Genomic DNA, 16830 nt, shown 5'->3' with positions numbered 1-16830 from the left:
TGGTCCAGCAGCGGGGGGGGGGGGGGGGGGGGGGGGGGCCCCCCCCCACAATGGCCGCCGGGGGGGCCGCCCGCGCCCCCGGCGGCGCGGCGCGGGCCCCGCTACTGGTTCACTTGTTGACCGGCCAGGGCTTGGGGGTGGGCTCTCCCCGAAGGAACAGCATGCCCAGGGTGAAAATCCTCATCGTCGTTCCTCCTTCCGAGGAAATGGCACACACGTCCGCCCGGCAGGAATCGAACCTGCATTGCCGGCTTCGTAGACCGGTGTCGTGTCCGTTGGACCACAGGCGGGAATAGAGGGAGATGAAGGGAATCGGTCGGGTCGCGTGGGACAGGGCCTTGTCCGCCCGAGGGCGTCAGCACCAGGGCAGCGGCCGTCACCGCTGCGGCCGGCCCCGTTGCCGGCCCTGCCATGCACGTCACGTGACCCGACCGACCCAGGGCCGCGTCACCGTGACGGTGCGCAGGCCTCCCATCGGCCGAGCACCCGGGAGAATCCGTTGCTCGCCATGGACACAAGAATGCCCGGGTCTCGCGACCCGGGCAATCTATTTATGCTATGAGAGTTCCCGGCTTAACCGAAGAAAACCTCAGCCTCCTGCAGACGCTCCGCCGGAACCGTCTTCAGCTCGGCGGTGGCCTCGGACAGCTTCACCCGCACGATGTCGGTGCCCTTGAGCGCGACCATCACGCCGAAGTCGCCGTCGTGGATGGCGTCCACCGCGTGCAGGCCGAACCGGGTGGCCAGGACGCGGTCGTAGGCGGTGGGGGTGCCGCCGCGCTGCACGTGGCCCAGCACGACCGCGCGGGACTCCTTGCCGGTGCGCTCGGCGATCTCCTCGGCCAGCCACTGGCCGATGCCGCCGAGGCGGACGTGGCCGAAGGCGTCCTTCTCACCGTTGTGCAGCGACTCGGCGCCACCCTCGGGCATCGCGCCCTCGGCCACCACGATGATCGGCGCGTACTGGCGCTCGAAGCGCCGCTGCGTCCACTCGACGACCTTCTCCACGTTGAACTCACGCTCGGGCACCAGGATCACGTTGGCGCCGCCGGCGATGCCCGAGTGCAGGGCGATCCAGCCGGCGTGGCGGCCCATGACCTCGACGACCAGCGCGCGGTGGTGGGACTCCGCGGTGGTGCGCAGGCGGTCCAGCGCCTCGGTGGCGATGTGCACCGCGGTGTCGAAACCGAAGGTATAGTCGGTGGAGCCCAGGTCGTTGTCGATGGTCTTGGGCACACCGACCACCGGGATGCCGTCGTCGGTCAGCCGCTTGGCCACGCCCAGCGTGTCCTCCCCGCCGATCGCGACCAACGCGTCGATCTTGTGCTGGGCCAGCACCGCGCGGATCTTCTCGACACCCCCCTCTTCCTTGTAGGGGTTGGTGCGGGAAGAGCCCAGGATCGTGCCGCCGCGGGTCAGGATCTCCTCGACCTCGTCCAGACCCAGCTGCTTGGTCAGGCCTTCGATCGGGCCACGCCAGCCGTTGCGGAAGCCGATGACCTCCCAGCCGTGGGCCTCGATGCCCTTGCGGACAACGGCCCTGATCACCGCGTTCAGGCCCGGGCAGTCACCACCGCCGGTCAGCACACCGATGCGCATCTGCTTGCCTCTCTCACAGGTCGGATAGATGTGGCCGGCGTCACTGGCGACCGCGTGTTACGAGAGCGTGTCATGCCCTGTATCGGTGCAGCAAGGCACCCCCGCATTTGTCACTTGACGGCGTTGCCCCGGCGCAGCCGCTCGGCCTCCATGGCCTTCCAGCGGGCCAGGTTGTGCCGGGCGTCGGCCAGCGCGTCGTGCGCGTCCGACGGGGGCTGCGGCAGCTTCGGCCGCCCCAGGTCGTCCCAGCGTTGCCGCAGGTCACGGGTGAAACGGGGCAGCTCGCGGGGCAGCTCGGGCATCGCGCCCCACAGCTGCGCCAGCGCCACGTGGTCGTACGCGGCGAACCACGCCCACAGCTCCGCGCTCTCGCCGTTGGGGCTGACGAAGTTCAGCAGCTCCTGACGCAGCCGGCCCCGGCTCATCCACACCGGGCTGGCCGGCGGGGGCAGCTTGGGCAGCACGTTCTGGCGGACCCACTGGCCGGCCCGGTCCGGGTCGAACTCGGTGGACACGGCGTAGAACTCGCGGCCTTCCTCGTCGACAACACCGATCGACACCAGGTCGATGGTGCGACCGTCCTCGATGAATTCGCAATCGTAGAAAAACCGCACGCCGTGCAGCGTAGGCGGTTTGCCCGAAGGGGCCTCAGCTGGGCACCTTGTCGGCGGGAACGGCGTCGGCCGGCAGGCGCGGCGCGGGGGTGGCCACCGGCTTGGCCTCCTTGAGCTTGGCCGCGTAGATGTCCACGTACTCCTGGCCGGACAGCTCCATCAGGTCGTACATGACCTCGTCGGTGATCGAGCGCTCGATGAACCGGTCGCCGTCCATGCCGTGGTAGCGGGAGAAGTCCAGCGGCTTGCCGATCTTGATCCGGATCGGGTGCGGGTACCACATCTTGGAGCCGATCGGATTGGCCTTGTCGGTGCCGAACATGGCCACCGGGATGATCGGCACCCCGGCCTCCAGCGCCACCCGGGCCATGCCGGTCTTGCCCTTGTACAGGCGGCCGTCCGGGGAGCGCGTGCCCTCCGGGTAGATGCCGACCAGGCCGCCCTCCTTGAGCAGGCGCACCAGCGTGTCGAGGGCGCCCTGCGCCGCCGCCGCGCCCGAGCGGTCGATCGGCACCTGGCCGACGCCGGTGAAGAACAGCCGCTTGAGCGCGCCCTTGACGCCCTTCTGCGTGAAGTAGTCGCTCTTGGCCGGGAACGTGATCCGCCGCGGCACCATCAGCGGCAGGAAGAACGAGTCGGAGACGGCGAGGTGATTGCTGGCCAGCAACGCGCCGCCGGTCTCGGGCACGTTCTCGAGGCCCTCGATCCGGGGCCGGAAGAACAGGCGCAGGATGGGCCCCAACAGGACGTACTTCATCACCCAGTACAGCACCGCGGCGTGCGCCTCCTCATGCCGATCCTGAGCGGATCAGCCTACGGAGCGGCGGCCGGTCGGCACAACGAGCAACGCCAGGCTCGGCCAGGCGGGCAGATAGTGATCGACGGAACGGCTCTTTCACGCGCACTCGTGCGAGTATGGAGCGACCACGCTTGTGGAGGCCGGGTGACTGGGCGAGGCAACACCGATGGACCGGAGAACGTCGACGCGGCGTTCGCCGAGATCGTCGCGGGCCTGGAACGGGACGGCATGGGTGTGCGCTGGCCCGAGGACCAGCCCGCGGCCCGGCAGGACACCAGCGCCGCCGAGGAGACCCGGCCCATCGAACCGCCCTCCCCACCCCCAGCGGCCGCCGCGCCGCCGATGTCCTCCGGTTGGCGCACCGCCGACAAGGAATGGGACTGGGCCGCCGCCTCCGACACCGAGCACTACGTCCCGCCCGAGCCCCCGCCCTTCCCCCGCCCGCGCCCGCTGACCGTGCTCGCCGTGGTGCTGATCCTCATCGGCGCCGTGCTGCTGGCCTTCCCCGGCGTGATCGGCCTCCAGTCCCAGGTCGCCACCCCGCTCGCCATCATCGCCCTGACCAGCGGCGTCGGCTGGCTCCTCCTCCGCATGCGCCACGGCCCACCGCCCGGGTCCGACGACGGCTCCGGCGCGCAGCTGTGACATTGGCCCCGCCTCCGGCGGGGCGGCTCGGCCCCTTTTAAGCCCCTGCCTCGCCCTTGCTGGATTTTTCGAGGCCCGCGTTGGCTCGGGTGGTGGGGCGAGTTGGGTGGCGGACCTCGAAAAATCCAGCAACCGGGCGAAGCAGGGGCGGGGCCGAGCGGTCTCCTGTGGTGGGGGTCGGGCGGTCTGCTGTGGTGGGGGCCGAGCGGTCTGAAGGGCTGGCGGCCGGCGAAGGTGCAACGGGCGAAATCCGGAAATCGGGCGAAGCATCGGCGAGGGCGAGCGTTGTTCGGGGTTGTACCCAGAAGTGCCCTGGATCTCCGGTACATCGGGGCAGCGAGGCCGCGCCGGTGCCTGGAGTGGTTGGCGGATTTCGGCCGCCGCCACCCGACGCGACCCACCACCCGAGCCGACGCGGCGGGCTAAATCCGGCAAGCGAAGGCACCGGGTCCGAGCGGCCGAGCCGCGACGCCGGAGGCGGCGCCAAAAACTCAGCGGCGCTTGAGCAGCTCGCGGGCGAGGGTGGCGGCGCCGACGATGCCGGCGTCGTCGCCGAGCTGGGCGGTGCGGATGCGGGCCAGGGGGCGGTAGCCGGAGCCGGTGACGACGGCGGCGTAGTGCTCACGGGCGTCGTCGAGAAACAAAGGGGCCGACTCGGAGACGCCGCCGCCGATGACCACGACCTCGGGGTCGTAGACGTCGGCGACCAGGGCGAGGCCCTCGCCGAGCCACTTGGCCAGCTCGGCCAGGGCCCGCTGGGCGATGGGGTCGCCGTCGCGGGCGGCCCCGGAGACCTTGCGGCCGGTCACGCGCTGGGGGTCGCCGGCGGCCTCCCGGGCCAGCACGGTGGAGGCGCCGGGATGCTTGGCCATCAGCTCGACGGCGGTGGCGCTCAGGGCGGTGCCGCTGCAGTACCGCTCCCAACAGCCCTTCTTGCCGCACGGGCAGGGCCGACCGTTCGGCACGACGCGGAGGTGCCCGAGCTCCGGAGCGACGCCGTAGGCGCCACGGAAGACCTCGCCGTCGATCAACAGCGCGCCGCCGATGCCGGTGCCGAGGGCGACCATGACCGCGACCTTGGCCCCACGGGCGGCGCCGAAGCGGTGCTCGGCCAGGGCGGCGGCGTTGGCGTCGTGCTCCAACACCACGGGAAGCCCGAGCCGCTGGGTCATCGCCTTGGCGACCGGTGAGTCCCGCCAGGCCAAATGCGGGGCGAACCGCACGGACATGCGGTCCTCGGTGACGAAGCCGGCGACGGCCAGGCCGACGGCGGAGATCTTGTGCCGCGCGCGCAGTTCCTCGACGGCGCAGGCGATCGCGTCCTCCAACGGCGCGCCGCCGCCGGGTGTCGGCGCGCGCGTCGTGTCGAGCACGGCACCTTGGGAGTCCACGACGCCTGCCCGAACACTGGTCCCGCCGACGTCGATGCCGACGGTCAGCAAGGGTCCTGCCCGCGGCGGCGGACGGTGATCTTCTGCACTCGTGGCGGCGCGGGCTGCTCAGCGTCGTGCGCGGGCGCGGTGCGCTCCTGCTGCAAGGCCATGCGCAGCACCGTAAGCAGGCCGACGGCGTGCTCGGCGGCGCGGGCGGCCAGCTCGGAGCGTTCGCCCCGGACCACGGCCGCGACCGCGCAGACCGGGCACCAGTCGCAAGTGGACGGCTCGTGCTCGGCGCCCTCGGCGGCGAAACGCTGGAGCCACGGCTCCGCCTTCTCCGCCAGCGCGTCGATCAGCAGGCGGAGTTCCTCGGCGATCCGGTCCTGGCTCACCGCATCCACAACCTTGGGTCCGGTTCGAAGTCGACCAGCAGACCGCCGTCGACGATCTCGGCGCCGGTCACCTCGCACCGGCGCAGCGCCGCCGGCAGCGCGACCAGCCGTCGCCGACCGTCCACGGTGATCGCCAGCTCATCGTCGACCCGGGCGAGATCCAGGTCGGCGTCGATGTCCAGCGGGAACGACATCCGCAACTGGTAGCCCACCTCGGAGGCGCTGACCGACAGCAGCGGCTCGGTCGACACCGTCGACACGGCCAGCGGGTCGCCGTCCGGGTAGAGCTCCTCAGCCAGTTCCAGCAGCGCCGGCACGCCGACCGGTTCGCACGCCCGGTAGCCGACCGTCCGCACCGGCACCTCGCCGGCGCGCAGGTCGGCCAGCACGGCGTCCTGCTCGGCCCGTCGCGTGCGCAGCCAGTTGGCCGCCGCGCCACGACTCGCTCCAGCATCGGGCAGCAATCGGTTGGCTACGAGGCCGTCAACACGAATCCCTTGCAGCGCAAGGGCAGTCAGGGTGCGGCGGGTTTCGGCGGCGACCACACGCTCCGGCGTCAAGACCAGTCGGACGCTGGTCCGCTCCTGGTCGACGAGCAGCGAGCGCACCGCCTCCAGGTGCTCCGCGAGCCGCCCGATCGCGTCGGCGGCCGCGTCCCAACGGGCCGGTGCCGCGCTGCCGGCGACCCCGGCGAGCAGGCCTCGAACGACGCGCCGATGCGTCGGGAACAGCCGCTCCAGGTAACCGCCGACCGCTTCCGGCAAGGCCAGCAGGCGCAGCGTCTCGGCCGTCGGTCCACAGTCGACGATCACCGCGTCCCACGGGCCGGTGGTGGCCAGCCGGTGCACCTCGGCCAGCGCCAGCAGCTCCTCGACGCCGGGCAGGGCCGTCAGCTCCTCGGCCGCCAGCTCGTCGATGCCCGCGCCGGCCAGCAGCGTGCGCAGATGACCGCGCATCTCCTCCCACGCGCCGTCCACCAGCCGCCGCGTGTCGATCTGCGCGCCGTACAGCCCGGTGTCCAGTTCGGACGGTCGCGGGCCCAGCTCATGGGCGAACGCGTCGGCCAGGGAGTGGGCCGGATCCGTGGACACGACCAGCGCCTTGCGGCCGGCCGCGACCGTCGCGGCGGCCGTGGCCGCGGCCAGGGTGGTCTTGCCGACCCCGCCCTTGCCGGTGAACAGCAGGACCCGCACGCTCAGCTCAGGCCCTCGACTCGGCGCTTAAGCTCCTTGAGCGCGGTGTCCATGACCACCTTCTCCGCCTTGCGGCGCAGCATGCCGATCATGGGGATGCCCAGCTCGACCGACAGCGTGTAGGTCACCTTGGTGCTGGCGCCGGCCGGCTCGAGCACGTAGCTGCCGCGCTGCGACTTCTGCATCTGCCCCTTGACCAGGCGCCAGCTCACCGAGCTGTCGGCCCACTTGTACTCGAGCGTGTACTCGTCCTTGATCACGCCCTGGTCCAGCTGGAAGCGCACCTGCTCGGCGCGACCGTCGGCGCCGGTGGACAGCACCTCGGTCGTCTTCATCGCGTTCGCCCATTCCGGGTACGCGGCGAAATCCGCGATCACAGCCAGGATCCGCGCCGGCTCGGCGTCGATCACGATGGACTGGGTGGACTCGTCGGCCATGCGCGCAGGTTACCCGCACTCAGAAGCGCAGCACGTACGGCGTGCCCGTCCGCTGGAAGTGTCCGACGTTGACGCACTCGGTGCGGCCGATCCGCATGCGCCGGGCCAGCGGCTGGTGCACGTGACCGAACAGCGACCAGCGGGGCCGGGCGCGCTCGATCAGCCCCAGCAGGCTGGTCGAGCCCAGTTCCGGGCGGCGGGCCACCACGTCGTAGACCAACTCCGGCGTGGCCGGCGGGACGTGCGAGCACACCAGGTCGACGTCGTCCGGCAGGCCCCCGATCGCCGCCGCGAACTCCCGCTCGTAGCGCAGGTACGGCCGCCACACCCCGTTGTCGCGCAGCACCGCGTCGTCCGGCAGCAGCGCGCCGCCCACGAACGCCGCCTTCAGGCCGCCGATCACCGCCGTGTCGCCGTCCAGGATGTGGACGCCGTCGCTGGCGAACTCCGGCCACAGGTCCGGGGCGTCCACATTGCCCGGGGTCGCGTAGGTGGGCACGGTCATCGCCGAGAACAGCTTCTTGTACTGGTCGCGGATCGCCTCCCGCACCACCGTCGCCGCGTCGGTGCCCAGCCGCGCCCACATGCCCCGCACGAACGCGATCGACTCCGGCGTCCGCGGCCCGCGCCGGTACTTGGCGAACTCCGCCACCTGCTCCGCCCCGAAGACCGCGCCCATGATCCCCGAGCCGTGGTCGTGGTAGTCCACGAAGTCCAGCAGGTCGCCCAGCACGATCAGGGCATCCGCGCCGACGCCGGCCCTGGCCAGTGCCTCGGCATTGCCATGGACGTCCGACACCACGTGAACCCGCACGCCATAACCCTACGGTGCGACGCCGGGCGGGCGGCCGCCCTCCAGCTCCAGCTTGAGGTCCAGCGCGATGGCCTTGGCCGCGACCTGGCGGGTGCGGATGGCGGCGAGGCGGTCCTTCATGCGGTGGTACGGGGTGGGCGGGTCGGCACGCAGGAAGTAGTGCAGCAGGGTGCCGTCGAGCACGGGTTCGAGCCAGACCTCCATGGTGCCGGTCAGCGCCCCCTGCACGGTCCAGCGGATGCCGGCGTCGCCACGGTCGACGTAGACTGAAAGGCGCAGGTCAGGCCAGAATCGCGACCAGTTGGAACGGTCGGAGAAGACGGCGGCGAGTGCCGCCGGGGGCACTACGAGGAAGGTCTCGTCGACAACGTCAACCGCGGGCACGACTGGCAGCGTGCCACCGGCCTGGTGTTGACATCAAACGGCCCGGTAGGTTTCCTCGCCAGTAACATCGAAGTTCCGGAGGTTGACGTGCGCGAGTTCAGCGTCCCCGCCACCGCCGCGGTGGCCGACGACGAGAACCTCACCGACATGGTGCAGGCGAACGCCGAGCGCTTCGCCACGGCGATCGGTCTCCGGCGGCGGGTGGACGGCACCTGGGTCGACGTGACGACCAGGCAGTTCGCGGACGAGGTGGCCGCGGTGGCGAAGGGCCTGGTCGCGGCCGGTCTGCGGCCCGGCGACCGGGTGGGCCTGATGTCCAAGACCCGCTACGAGTGGACGCTGCTGGACTTCGCGATCTGGTCGGCGGGCCTGGTGTCGGTGCCGATCTACGAGACGTCCTCCGCCGACCAGGTGCAGTGGATCCTGTCGGACTCGGGCGCGAAGGCGGCGGTCGTGGAGACGGCGGCCCACCGCGCGGCGCTGGACGGCGTGTCGGCGAGCCTGCCGGAGCTCGGCAGCGTGTGGCAGATCGACAGTGACTCGGGTCACGACGCGGTGGACGAACTGACCGCCAAGGGCCGGGACATCACCGACGACCAGCTGCGCGCGGCCCGCAAGGGCGTGCGGGCCTCGGACACGGCCACCCTGATCTACACCTCGGGCACGACGGGCCGCCCGAAGGGCTGCGAGCTCACGCACAGCAACCTGCTGTCCGAGGTGCGCTCGGCCATGGCCGCGTTCCCGGAGCTCATGCAGCCGGGCCACTCCGTGCTGCTGTTCCTGCCGCTGGCCCACGTGCTGGCCCGGGTCATCGCGCTGTCCGCCGTCTACGCCCGCACGACGCTGGGCCACACCCCGGACGTCCGCAACCTGGTGCCGGACCTGGCCTCGTTCCGCCCGGACTTCGTGCTGGCGGTGCCGCGCGTGTTCGAGAAGGTCTACAACACCGCCAAGCAGAGGGCGCACGCCGACGGCAAGGGCCGCATCTTCGACGCGGCGGAGCAGACCGCGGTGGCCTACAGCCAGGCGCTGGACGCCGGCCACGTCGGCCTGGGCCTCAAGGTCAAGCACACGGTGTTCGACCGGCTGGTCTACAGCCGCCTTCGGGCGGCGCTGGGCGGCCGCTGCGACGCGGCGGTCTCCGGCGGCGCGCCGCTGGGCGAGCGGCTGGCGCACTTCTTCCGCGGCATCGGCGTGCCGGTGCTTGAGGGCTACGGCCTGACCGAGACCAGCGCGGCGGCCTGCGTGAACGTGCGGGCGGCGTTCAAGGTCGGCACGGTGGGCCGCCCGGTCGCGGGCACCGCGGTGCGCATCGCCGACGACGGCGAGATCCTGATCAAGGGCTCGATCGTGTTCCGCGGCTACTGGAACAACGCCGAGGCCACCGAGCAGGCGCTGTCGGACGGCTGGTTCCACACCGGCGACATCGGCGAGCTGGACGACGAGGGCTTCCTGCGGATCACCGGCCGCAAGAAGGAGATCATCGTCACGGCCGGCGGCAAGAACGTCTCGCCCGCGGGCCTGGAGGATCGGCTGCGCGTGCACCCGCTGATCAGCCAGTGCATGGTCGTGGGCGACAAGCAGCCGTTCATCGGCGTGCTGGTCACCATCGACCCCGAGTTCTTCCCATCCTGGCTGGCCAACAATCACAAGCCGGCCGACGCCACGGTGGCCGGCATGATCGACGACCCGGACCTCAACCGGGAGATCCAGGCCGCCGTGGACGAGGCCAACCGGTCGGTGTCCAAGGCCGAGTCGATTCGCAAGTACCGCATCCTGCCGGTGGACTTCACCGAGGAGGGCGGCGAGATGACGCCCAGCCTCAAGCTGCGCCGCAACGTGGTGGCCAAGACCTACGCCGAGGACATCGCGCTGATCTACGCCAAGTAGGACCCCGGACATGACGGGTGGCCCGCGAGTCGTGCTCGCGGGCCACCCGACCCCCAGGTTCACCGGCCCGCAACCTCCTGGCGGAGGCCTGGGCCCACGTCCCGGTCCTTCCCCCAGACCGGCACTCGCTCCAGCCTTCAGCACGCCGCTCACGTATCGCTGTCGCCGCCGCGGCGGCTCAGGGAGTTGGCGGGCGACGGCCGTCGATGAGGGCGGCCAGTTTCGTGGCGCGGTCGTCCCAACGCCACGAGGTGGCCATCCACTCGCGGCCGGCGGCGCCCATCTTGGCCGCCAGGTCGGGGTTGAGCAGCAGGTCGGACAAGGTAGAGACCAGGTCGCCGCGGTCGACGGCATGGCCGGTGACGCCCTCGCGGACGGTTTCCGGGGCGCCGCCGGCGTTTCCGGCGATCACGGGCAGGCCGGCGGCGGCGGCCTCCAGGTAGACCAGGCCGAGGCCCTCGACGTCGAGACCGCGGGCGAGGGTGCGGCACGGCATGGCGAACACGTCGCCGGCGGCGTAGTAGGCCGGCAGCTCCTCGGCGTGCACCTCCCCGACGAACACGACGCTGCGGCCGACGGCGTCAGCGAGGGTGCTGAGCCGGCCGCCGTCGGGGCCGTCGCCGACCAGCAGCAGCATGGCGTCCGGCACGCGCTCACGGATCTTCGGCATGGCCCGGATCAGGTCGTCCTGGCCCTTACGCCGGACGAGCCGGGACACGCACACGATCACGGGCCGGTCGCCCAGGCCGTGCCGGGCGCGGATGAACTCACGGGCGGCGGTGTCGGGCTTGAACACGGTGATGTCGACGCCGGCCGGCAGATGCTCCAGCGCGGCCCGACGGCCGAAGGCGGCGGCGACGCGTGAGCGCGTGAACCGGCTGATGAAGGTCACCACGTCGGCGGTGTCGCCGATGCGGCGCAGTGCCTGCCGCGCCCCCGGCAGCATGGACCAGCCGACCTCGTGGCCGTGCGAGCTGGCGACTATGCGGTCGACCGGCAGGTGCGGCCCCAGTAGCGCCAGCGGCGCCGAAGCCCCGAACCACACGGCGTCGCAACGCTCACCGCGCAGCACGGCCGTCACGCGCCGCTGCACGTCCGGCGTGGGCAGCAGCAGCCCGTCGGGGTGACGCACCACCGGGAACGGCTGCCGGGCGTCGAACGCCGAAGCCCCCGACCACGCCGGGGCATACACCACCAGGTCGCCGCCGAGCGTGGCGGCGAGCGCGTGCAGGTAGTGCTGGATGCCCCCGGGGCGTGGCGGGAAGTCGTTGGTCACCAACAGCGTCCTGCGCACCCGTCAACGTTACCCGGCGCGTCCCGGCAAGATCAGAACTTCCGCCGCAGGTAGTCCTGCCAACCGGCGACCAGTCCCGCCTTGTCCACGCCGAGCACGTCGTGCAGCTGCTGGCCGAGGTCGGCCTTGGGGTCGCCGCCGGCGACGCGCAGGTACAGCGTGACCAGGGCGTGCTGGCCGAACGTGTCGGCGATGAACGAGGTCAGCGTCCACGCCTCGTCATAGGCCAGGTTGATCTTGTCGCCGCTGGCCGCGAAGTCGCCGTTGGCCGGCAGGTCGGTCGGCACCGTGCCGTCGCGTTCCAGCGCGGCGACATCGGCCGCGCCCACGTCCATGGAGATGCCGCTGTCCCGGTAGCCGACGTAGTTGGCGAAGCCCTCCAGCATCCACATCGGCGTGCCGTCCACGGTGTAGCCGCGGGCGGCGATGTGGGTCATCTCATGCCGCAGCACCACTTTCAGCGACGCCTCGGGCATCTTGTCGGCGTTGTCGGGGTTCAGCACCACCCGCTGCCCGATCGCGGTGTGGCCGGCGTTGTCCACGCGGTCGGCCACGGCCACGGCGGCGATGGAGTCCACCGCGAACTCGGGGCCCACGAACGCCTTCAGCTCGTCGGTGGAGCTCGGCACCAGCACCGCGACCTCACGCGACCACGGCTGGTCCCACACCGCGCTCACGGCCTTGACGTCCGAGTCGAGCTCGTCGCCGATCCGCCTGGCCAGCGCGGCGTCGCCCGGATGGGCCAGCACCACCCCGGACCTGGTTTTGATCGTCGTCACGGGCCCGAAGTCCCAGGGGCCGCGCCAGGTGTTGCGGGACGTCAGCGTGTCCGAGGCCAGGAACCACTGCGTGCCGTGCCGCGAGAACAGGTAGCCCATCGGCTTGCTGGTCGGATCGCGGTCCACGCCGGCCAGGGCGTAGTTGAGCTGCACCTCGGGCGCCCACAGCTCCTCGGCCGGGAACACGCCCGTGGGCACGGGCACCACGTCGGTCGGGTCGAGGTTGTACGAGAAGATCGACAGCGGCACGGAGGCGAGGTTGTCGAACATCGCCGCCTGGGCGTCACGGAACTGCGGTGTCGCCCTCGGGTCGATGGTGGCCAGGAAGGCCGGGCGATCCCGGTGCACGACGGCGGCCGCGCGGCTGCGCAGCAACGCCGTCACCTCGGTGTCCCCGCTGTCCGACAGCGGCGGCGCGCCCTGGCCCGTTGGGGTGCCCGTGGCCGGGGCGGACGAGCTCGGCCCGGTGGCGGGCTGCCCCACGAGCAGCACCACGCCACCGAGCAACGTCGCGGCGATCGCCGCGACCAGCCATGCCCTGAACCGGGCCGCTCCGGTCACGGGGCCCGATGGTAGACCTCAGCCGACGTAACGCTTGGCACCGAAGTAGTCCGACATCACCGACAGCGACACGACCTTGACGGTCTCGCCCTCGGTCGGGGCGTGCACCATCTCGGTCGGGCTGACCATCATGCCCACGTGGTAGATGTTCGACGCCGTGCTGCCGAAGAACACCACGTCACCGGCCTGCAACGCGCTGCGCGGCACGGACTTGCCCGGGCCGTACTGCGCCGCCGCCGAGCGCGGGATGCTGATGCCCGCCTGCGCCCACGCCCACTGCATCAGGCCGGAGCAGTCGAAGCCGGAGCCCGCCCGCTCGCCGCCCCACTGGTACGGCACGCCGCGCTGGCTCAGCGCCGCCTGCATGGCGGTGCCGGCCGCGCCGGCCGGGCCGATGAACGTGCCCATGTTGCCGGCCGCGCCCAGCGACTGCTTGGCGGCGGCGGACAGCTTGGCCACGGCCGCCTTGGCGTCGTTCACGGCCTTGGTGGCCGCGTCCTGCTTGGTCTGGAGGTCGGCCAGGATCTTCTGCGCCGCGTCGGTCGCGTCCTGGGCCTTCTTCTGCGCCGCCGAGGCCTTGGCCTTGGCGTCCGAGGCCTGCTTGACCGCGCCCTGGTACGTGTCGAGCACGGAGGAGTTCTGCTTGGCCAGCATCTCCAGCGCGCTGGACTGGTCCAGGAAGTCCTGCGCGGACTTGCCGGTCAGCAGGGCGGAGAGCTGGGTGAACTGCGCGCCGTCGAACGCGGCCGCCGCGACCTGGTCGACCTGGCCGCGGAACTGCTCCTCCTTGGCCTGGGCCTCGGTGAGCTGCTTGCCGTACTTGTCGATGTCGGCGGTCGCGTTGGCCAGGTCGGCCTGCTTGGCCGCCAGGTCGTCCTTGGCCGCGAGGTACTGCTGCCCGATCTGGTCGGCCTGCTGGGTCTGCTGCTCGACCTGCTTCTGGGCGTCCTGGGCGGGGTCGGCTGTCGCCACGCCCGGGTTGAGGCTCACCGCCACGGACACGGCCGAGAGGGCCACCGCACCACGGACCGCATGCTTGAGTCTGTTGGCCACCACGCCATGGAGGGTACCGAGCGGGTGAACGCGTGAGGCCGGCACCCCTGAGGGGTGCCGGCCTCGTGCCGGTTGTCCCAGCTGGTCGTTGTCAGCCGACCATGCGCTTGGCGCCGAAGATGTCCGAACCCGAGTTGCCGATCGGCACGATCTTCACGACCTCGCCCTCGGTCGGGGCGTGCACGACCTTGCCCGCGCCCACGTACATGGAGACGTGGTGGATGTTCGAGGCGGAGGAGCCGTAGAAGATCAGGTCGCCCGGGATGAGCGAGTCGAGCGAGACCGCCTTGCCGGCGCCGAACTGCGCCGCCGCCGAGCGCGGGATGCTGACGCCGGCCTGCTTGTAGGCCCACTGGGTCAGGCCGGAGCAGTCGAAGCCCGAGGGCGTGGTGCCGCCCCACACGTAGGGCACGCCGCGCTCGCCGACGGCCGCGTTCATCGCGGTCCCGGCCGCGCCGGGCGGGCCCAGGAAGACGCCGGTGTCACCGGCCCCGGCCAGCAGGCCCTTGGCCGCCGCGTCCAGCTGGTTGTAGGCGGCCTGCGCGGTGTTCTTCGCGTTGTCCGCGTCCTGCTTCTTCTTGTCCAGGTCGGCCAGGATCTTCTGGGCCGCGTCGGCCGCGGCCTGCGAGCGCTTCTGCGCGTCCGCGGACTTGACCTTGGCGGTGTTGGCCGTCTTGATGGCGTTGTCGTAACCGTCCATCACGATCGCGTTCTGCTGCGCGAGGAACTGCAGCTCGCTGGACTGGTCCAGGAAGTCCTGCGCGGACTTGCCGGTCAACAGCGCGGAGAGCTGGGTGAACTGGGCGCCGCTGTAGGCCGCCGAGGCGAGCTCGTCGACCTGGCCCTGGTACTGGCCTTCCTTGGCCTTCGCGTCCGCGGCCTGCTGCGTGTAGGTCTGGATGTCGGCCGCGGCCTTGGCCACCTCGGCCTGCTTGGCCGTCAGATCGTCCTTGGCCGCGAGGTAGGCCTGGTCGGCCGCTTCCGCCACCTTGCTGGCCGCGTCCAGCTGCGCCTTCGCGTCGTCCCGGTTCTTGGGCGGGTCGGCGACGGCGGAGCCCGGGTTCAGGGCGACCACACTGACCACCGCCGAGGCGGCGATGGCACTGCGCACTGCGAACTTGAGTCGATTCGACGCCACGAGGGTGGTGTCTCCTTCGAGATAGATCCCGTCGAGGCGCTCGACCCCCCGACAAGGTCGAAACAGACGGTGACCACGCGTCGCCGGCCACGCCAGCCAGCTGGTCGCCGCGAGGTCTCGGGTAGGTTACGAAACGATGCTGGGTCCGTCCACCCGCCGTGACGATGGCGGCCGCCGAGCGGTCGTGCTCACTCGTTCGGAGCATCACAGTAGATACAGTCCGACGTCCGCGTTGACCTGGCGTGAATCCCGTTCGGCCCGTTCGGTCGACCGTTCGACGAATCCCCTGGTCGGGGCGGTTTAACTCTTCACACCCGGACGAGTCGGGCCAGCAACACGGCCGAGGGAACGGGGTGAGCGCCGCGGCGGCGCACCGAGTCCGCCACCGCGCGATCCGACGTGACAACAACCACAGGCCGTCCTTCGGGCTCCGCCGTCACCAGCGCACGGATCACGTCGTCCGCGAGCACGCCGGGATCGGAGAACAGGACACGCACACCCCGTGGCGCCGCCGAGGGCACCGCCACCACGCCCGCGCCGTCGAACACGACCGTGACCTCCGCCCCGGTCCTGGCCGCCAGCACCGCCATCTGGTGCACCAGGCGGTCGCGCTGGTCGGACAGCGGCAGCTCCGGGTAGCCGGTCTTGGTCACGTTGTAGCCGTCCACGACCATGTGCACCGCCGGCAGCGCCAGCAGCCGGTCCAGCGCCGCCGGGTCCTCCACGCGGCCGACCGTGCCCTGCGCCGCCGTCGCGCCGCGCACCATGTCCGCCGGGCGTGGACCCGTGCCGCCGCCCAACGCCAGCTCACGGCGCAGGCCCGTGACCGCGCCGTCCAGCGTGTCCACCAGCAGCGCCAGCCGCACCTCGTCGGCCTGACGGGCCTCCCGCGCCGACTGGCGGGCGATCTCCGCGTCGTTCTCCGCGCGCCGGGCCTTCGCCCGCTCCGTCTCGGCCCGCTCGCGTTCCCGGTCCCGCTCCGCGCCCATGGCCTTGACCTCGGCCAGCGCCTCCGTACGCACCTTCTCCGCCTCGGCCATGGCGTTGTCCGCGCGGTCACGCGCCTCGCGCAGCTTCACGCCCTGCTCGCGCAGCCGCTTGCGCAGCCGTTCCAGCTCCGCGTCCCGCTCCTGGAGGACCTTCGCCTCCGCGCCCTGGTTCGCGTCCAGCTCGTCCCGCACGCGTTGCAGCTCCAGCTCCGCCCGCTGCGCCTTCAGGACGGAGGTGTCCCGCTCGGCCCTCAGCTGCGCGTCGCCGACCCGCCTGGTCACCAGCTCTACGAAGTGGACCGCCGTCGGCTCGCCCAGGAGCACCGAGGCGGCCGCCGCCGTCACCGGGTCCGGCGAGCTGCTGTCCAGGGCCGCGGGCCGGTGCTCCCGGCACCACTCGACCACCGCCGTGCGGAAGGCGTGCACGTCCCGCAGACCCGCTATCAGGGCCGATGCCCCCAGCCGCGCCCGCTTGGCCGGCGCGAACCGCGCCACCGCCTTCACCTGCTGCGGGATGTCCACCCGGGCCAGCACGCCCACCGCGTCCGCGCTGATCTCGGCCAGCCGCGCCCGCAGCGGGTCCGGCAGCGCCGACCAGTCCACAGTGGACTGATCATCGCCACCGTCCACGGCGGACAGCTCGGGCCCCTGACCCGGCTCATCGGCTTCGGCTGACGCGGACACACCCCACAGGCTAGTGCGTAGCGGCTACCCCGGCTGACGGGGAACCGACCGACACCACCACCTTGTTACGACAACAACACCGCAGCTCACCCAGTTGGCGGCAATCCGGATGCAGGGAAGGACGCCTTACCCGCGTTCAACGCGGGTAAGGCGTCCTTCCCAGCATCGGCCGCGGCCGAAACTGTCAGG

The 16830-nt window shown here is 71.7% G+C and carries 16 protein-coding genes and 1 tRNA gene; 2 read left to right on the top strand and 15 right to left on the bottom strand.

The window, feature by feature from the left end; translation table 11 throughout:
- Positions 1-218: 218 nt before the first annotated feature.
- From AB0M73_RS48150 to AB0M73_RS48135, 4 genes are all read right to left on the bottom strand, one after another.
- Positions 219-290 (bottom strand) — tRNA-Arg (locus AB0M73_RS48150).
- A gap of 283 nt (positions 291-573) precedes the next feature.
- A complete protein-coding gene (locus AB0M73_RS48145; protein ID WP_043717545.1) occupies positions 574-1599 on the bottom strand; it encodes a 6-phosphofructokinase in 1026 nt (341 codons plus the stop codon).
- A gap of 110 nt (positions 1600-1709) precedes the next feature.
- Positions 1710-2213 (bottom strand): polyadenylate-specific 3'-exoribonuclease AS, encoded by a 504-nt coding sequence (locus tag AB0M73_RS48140; RefSeq protein ID WP_363906651.1) that lies wholly within the window; start codon positions 2211-2213, stop codon positions 1710-1712.
- 34 nt (positions 2214-2247) lie between these two features.
- Positions 2248-2985, bottom strand: a complete 738-nt coding sequence (locus AB0M73_RS48135) for a lysophospholipid acyltransferase family protein (protein ID WP_363906649.1) — start codon at positions 2983-2985, stop codon at positions 2248-2250.
- Positions 2986-3156: 171 nt separating this feature from the next.
- On the opposite strand from AB0M73_RS48135, the gene AB0M73_RS48130 reads away from it, so the two are divergent.
- Positions 3157-3657, top strand: a complete 501-nt coding sequence (locus AB0M73_RS48130; RefSeq protein WP_363906647.1) for a hypothetical protein — start codon at positions 3157-3159, stop codon at positions 3655-3657.
- A gap of 491 nt (positions 3658-4148) precedes the next feature.
- Here AB0M73_RS48130 and AB0M73_RS48125 read toward each other — a convergent pair whose 3' ends face one another.
- Genes AB0M73_RS48125 through AB0M73_RS48100 form a run of 6 tightly spaced genes read right to left on the bottom strand, consistent with a single transcriptional unit; the run spans position 4149 to position 8262 of the window.
- Complete coding sequence (locus AB0M73_RS48125) at positions 4149-5084, bottom strand: ROK family glucokinase (protein WP_043729474.1); 936 nt, start codon at positions 5082-5084, stop codon at positions 4149-4151.
- A gap of 8 nt (positions 5085-5092) precedes the next feature.
- On the bottom strand, positions 5093-5425 hold the full coding sequence (locus AB0M73_RS48120) for a hypothetical protein (protein ID WP_052394587.1): 333 nt from the start codon (positions 5423-5425) through the stop codon (positions 5093-5095).
- Complete coding sequence (locus AB0M73_RS48115) at positions 5422-6618, bottom strand: ArsA family ATPase (protein WP_363906645.1); 1197 nt, start codon at positions 6616-6618, stop codon at positions 5422-5424. Before AB0M73_RS48115 ends, AB0M73_RS48120 begins: the two co-directional genes overlap by 4 nt.
- A gap of 2 nt (positions 6619-6620) precedes the next feature.
- On the bottom strand, positions 6621-7055 hold the full coding sequence (locus tag AB0M73_RS48110) for an SRPBCC family protein (RefSeq protein WP_363906643.1): 435 nt from the start codon (positions 7053-7055) through the stop codon (positions 6621-6623).
- Between the two features lie 19 nt (positions 7056-7074).
- On the bottom strand, positions 7075-7869 hold the full coding sequence (locus AB0M73_RS48105) for a metallophosphoesterase (RefSeq protein ID WP_363906641.1): 795 nt from the start codon (positions 7867-7869) through the stop codon (positions 7075-7077).
- A gap of 9 nt (positions 7870-7878) precedes the next feature.
- Positions 7879-8262 carry a hypothetical protein gene (locus AB0M73_RS48100; RefSeq protein ID WP_043717561.1) on the bottom strand — a complete coding sequence of 128 codons (384 nt, stop codon included), beginning with the start codon at positions 8260-8262 and terminating at the stop codon, positions 7879-7881.
- A gap of 78 nt (positions 8263-8340) precedes the next feature.
- On the opposite strand from AB0M73_RS48100, the gene AB0M73_RS48095 reads away from it, so the two are divergent.
- A complete protein-coding gene (locus AB0M73_RS48095) occupies positions 8341-10143 on the top strand; it encodes an AMP-dependent synthetase/ligase (RefSeq protein WP_363906639.1) in 1803 nt (600 codons plus the stop codon).
- Between the two features lie 178 nt (positions 10144-10321).
- Here AB0M73_RS48095 and AB0M73_RS48090 read toward each other — a convergent pair whose 3' ends face one another.
- The 5 genes from AB0M73_RS48090 to AB0M73_RS48070 form a co-directional block, all read right to left on the bottom strand.
- A complete protein-coding gene (locus AB0M73_RS48090) occupies positions 10322-11437 on the bottom strand; it encodes a glycosyltransferase family 4 protein (RefSeq protein ID WP_363906638.1) in 1116 nt (371 codons plus the stop codon).
- A 32-nt stretch (positions 11438-11469) separates the two neighbouring features.
- A complete protein-coding gene (locus AB0M73_RS48085; protein ID WP_363906636.1) occupies positions 11470-12777 on the bottom strand; it encodes a hypothetical protein in 1308 nt (435 codons plus the stop codon).
- 18 nt (positions 12778-12795) lie between these two features.
- The gene (locus AB0M73_RS48080; RefSeq protein ID WP_043717568.1) at positions 12796-13833 is read right to left on the bottom strand and encodes a C40 family peptidase; all 1038 of its coding nucleotides are present in this window, start codon (positions 13831-13833) and stop codon (positions 12796-12798) included.
- 88 nt (positions 13834-13921) lie between these two features.
- The gene (locus tag AB0M73_RS48075; protein WP_043717569.1) at positions 13922-14968 is read right to left on the bottom strand and encodes an NlpC/P60 family protein; all 1047 of its coding nucleotides are present in this window, start codon (positions 14966-14968) and stop codon (positions 13922-13924) included.
- Between the two features lie 308 nt (positions 14969-15276).
- Positions 15277-16587, bottom strand: coding sequence for an NYN domain-containing protein (locus tag AB0M73_RS48070; protein WP_363906653.1), 1311 nt, complete (start codon positions 16585-16587; stop codon positions 15277-15279).
- Between the last annotated feature and the right edge of the window lie 243 nt (positions 16588-16830).

Source organism: Kutzneria sp. NPDC051319, from assembly GCF_040682195.1.
GTDB lineage: Bacteria > Actinomycetota > Actinomycetes > Mycobacteriales > Pseudonocardiaceae > Kutzneria.
Note: the sequence above shows the minus strand (reverse complement) of the source record. Positions and strands in the feature narration are given on the sequence as shown.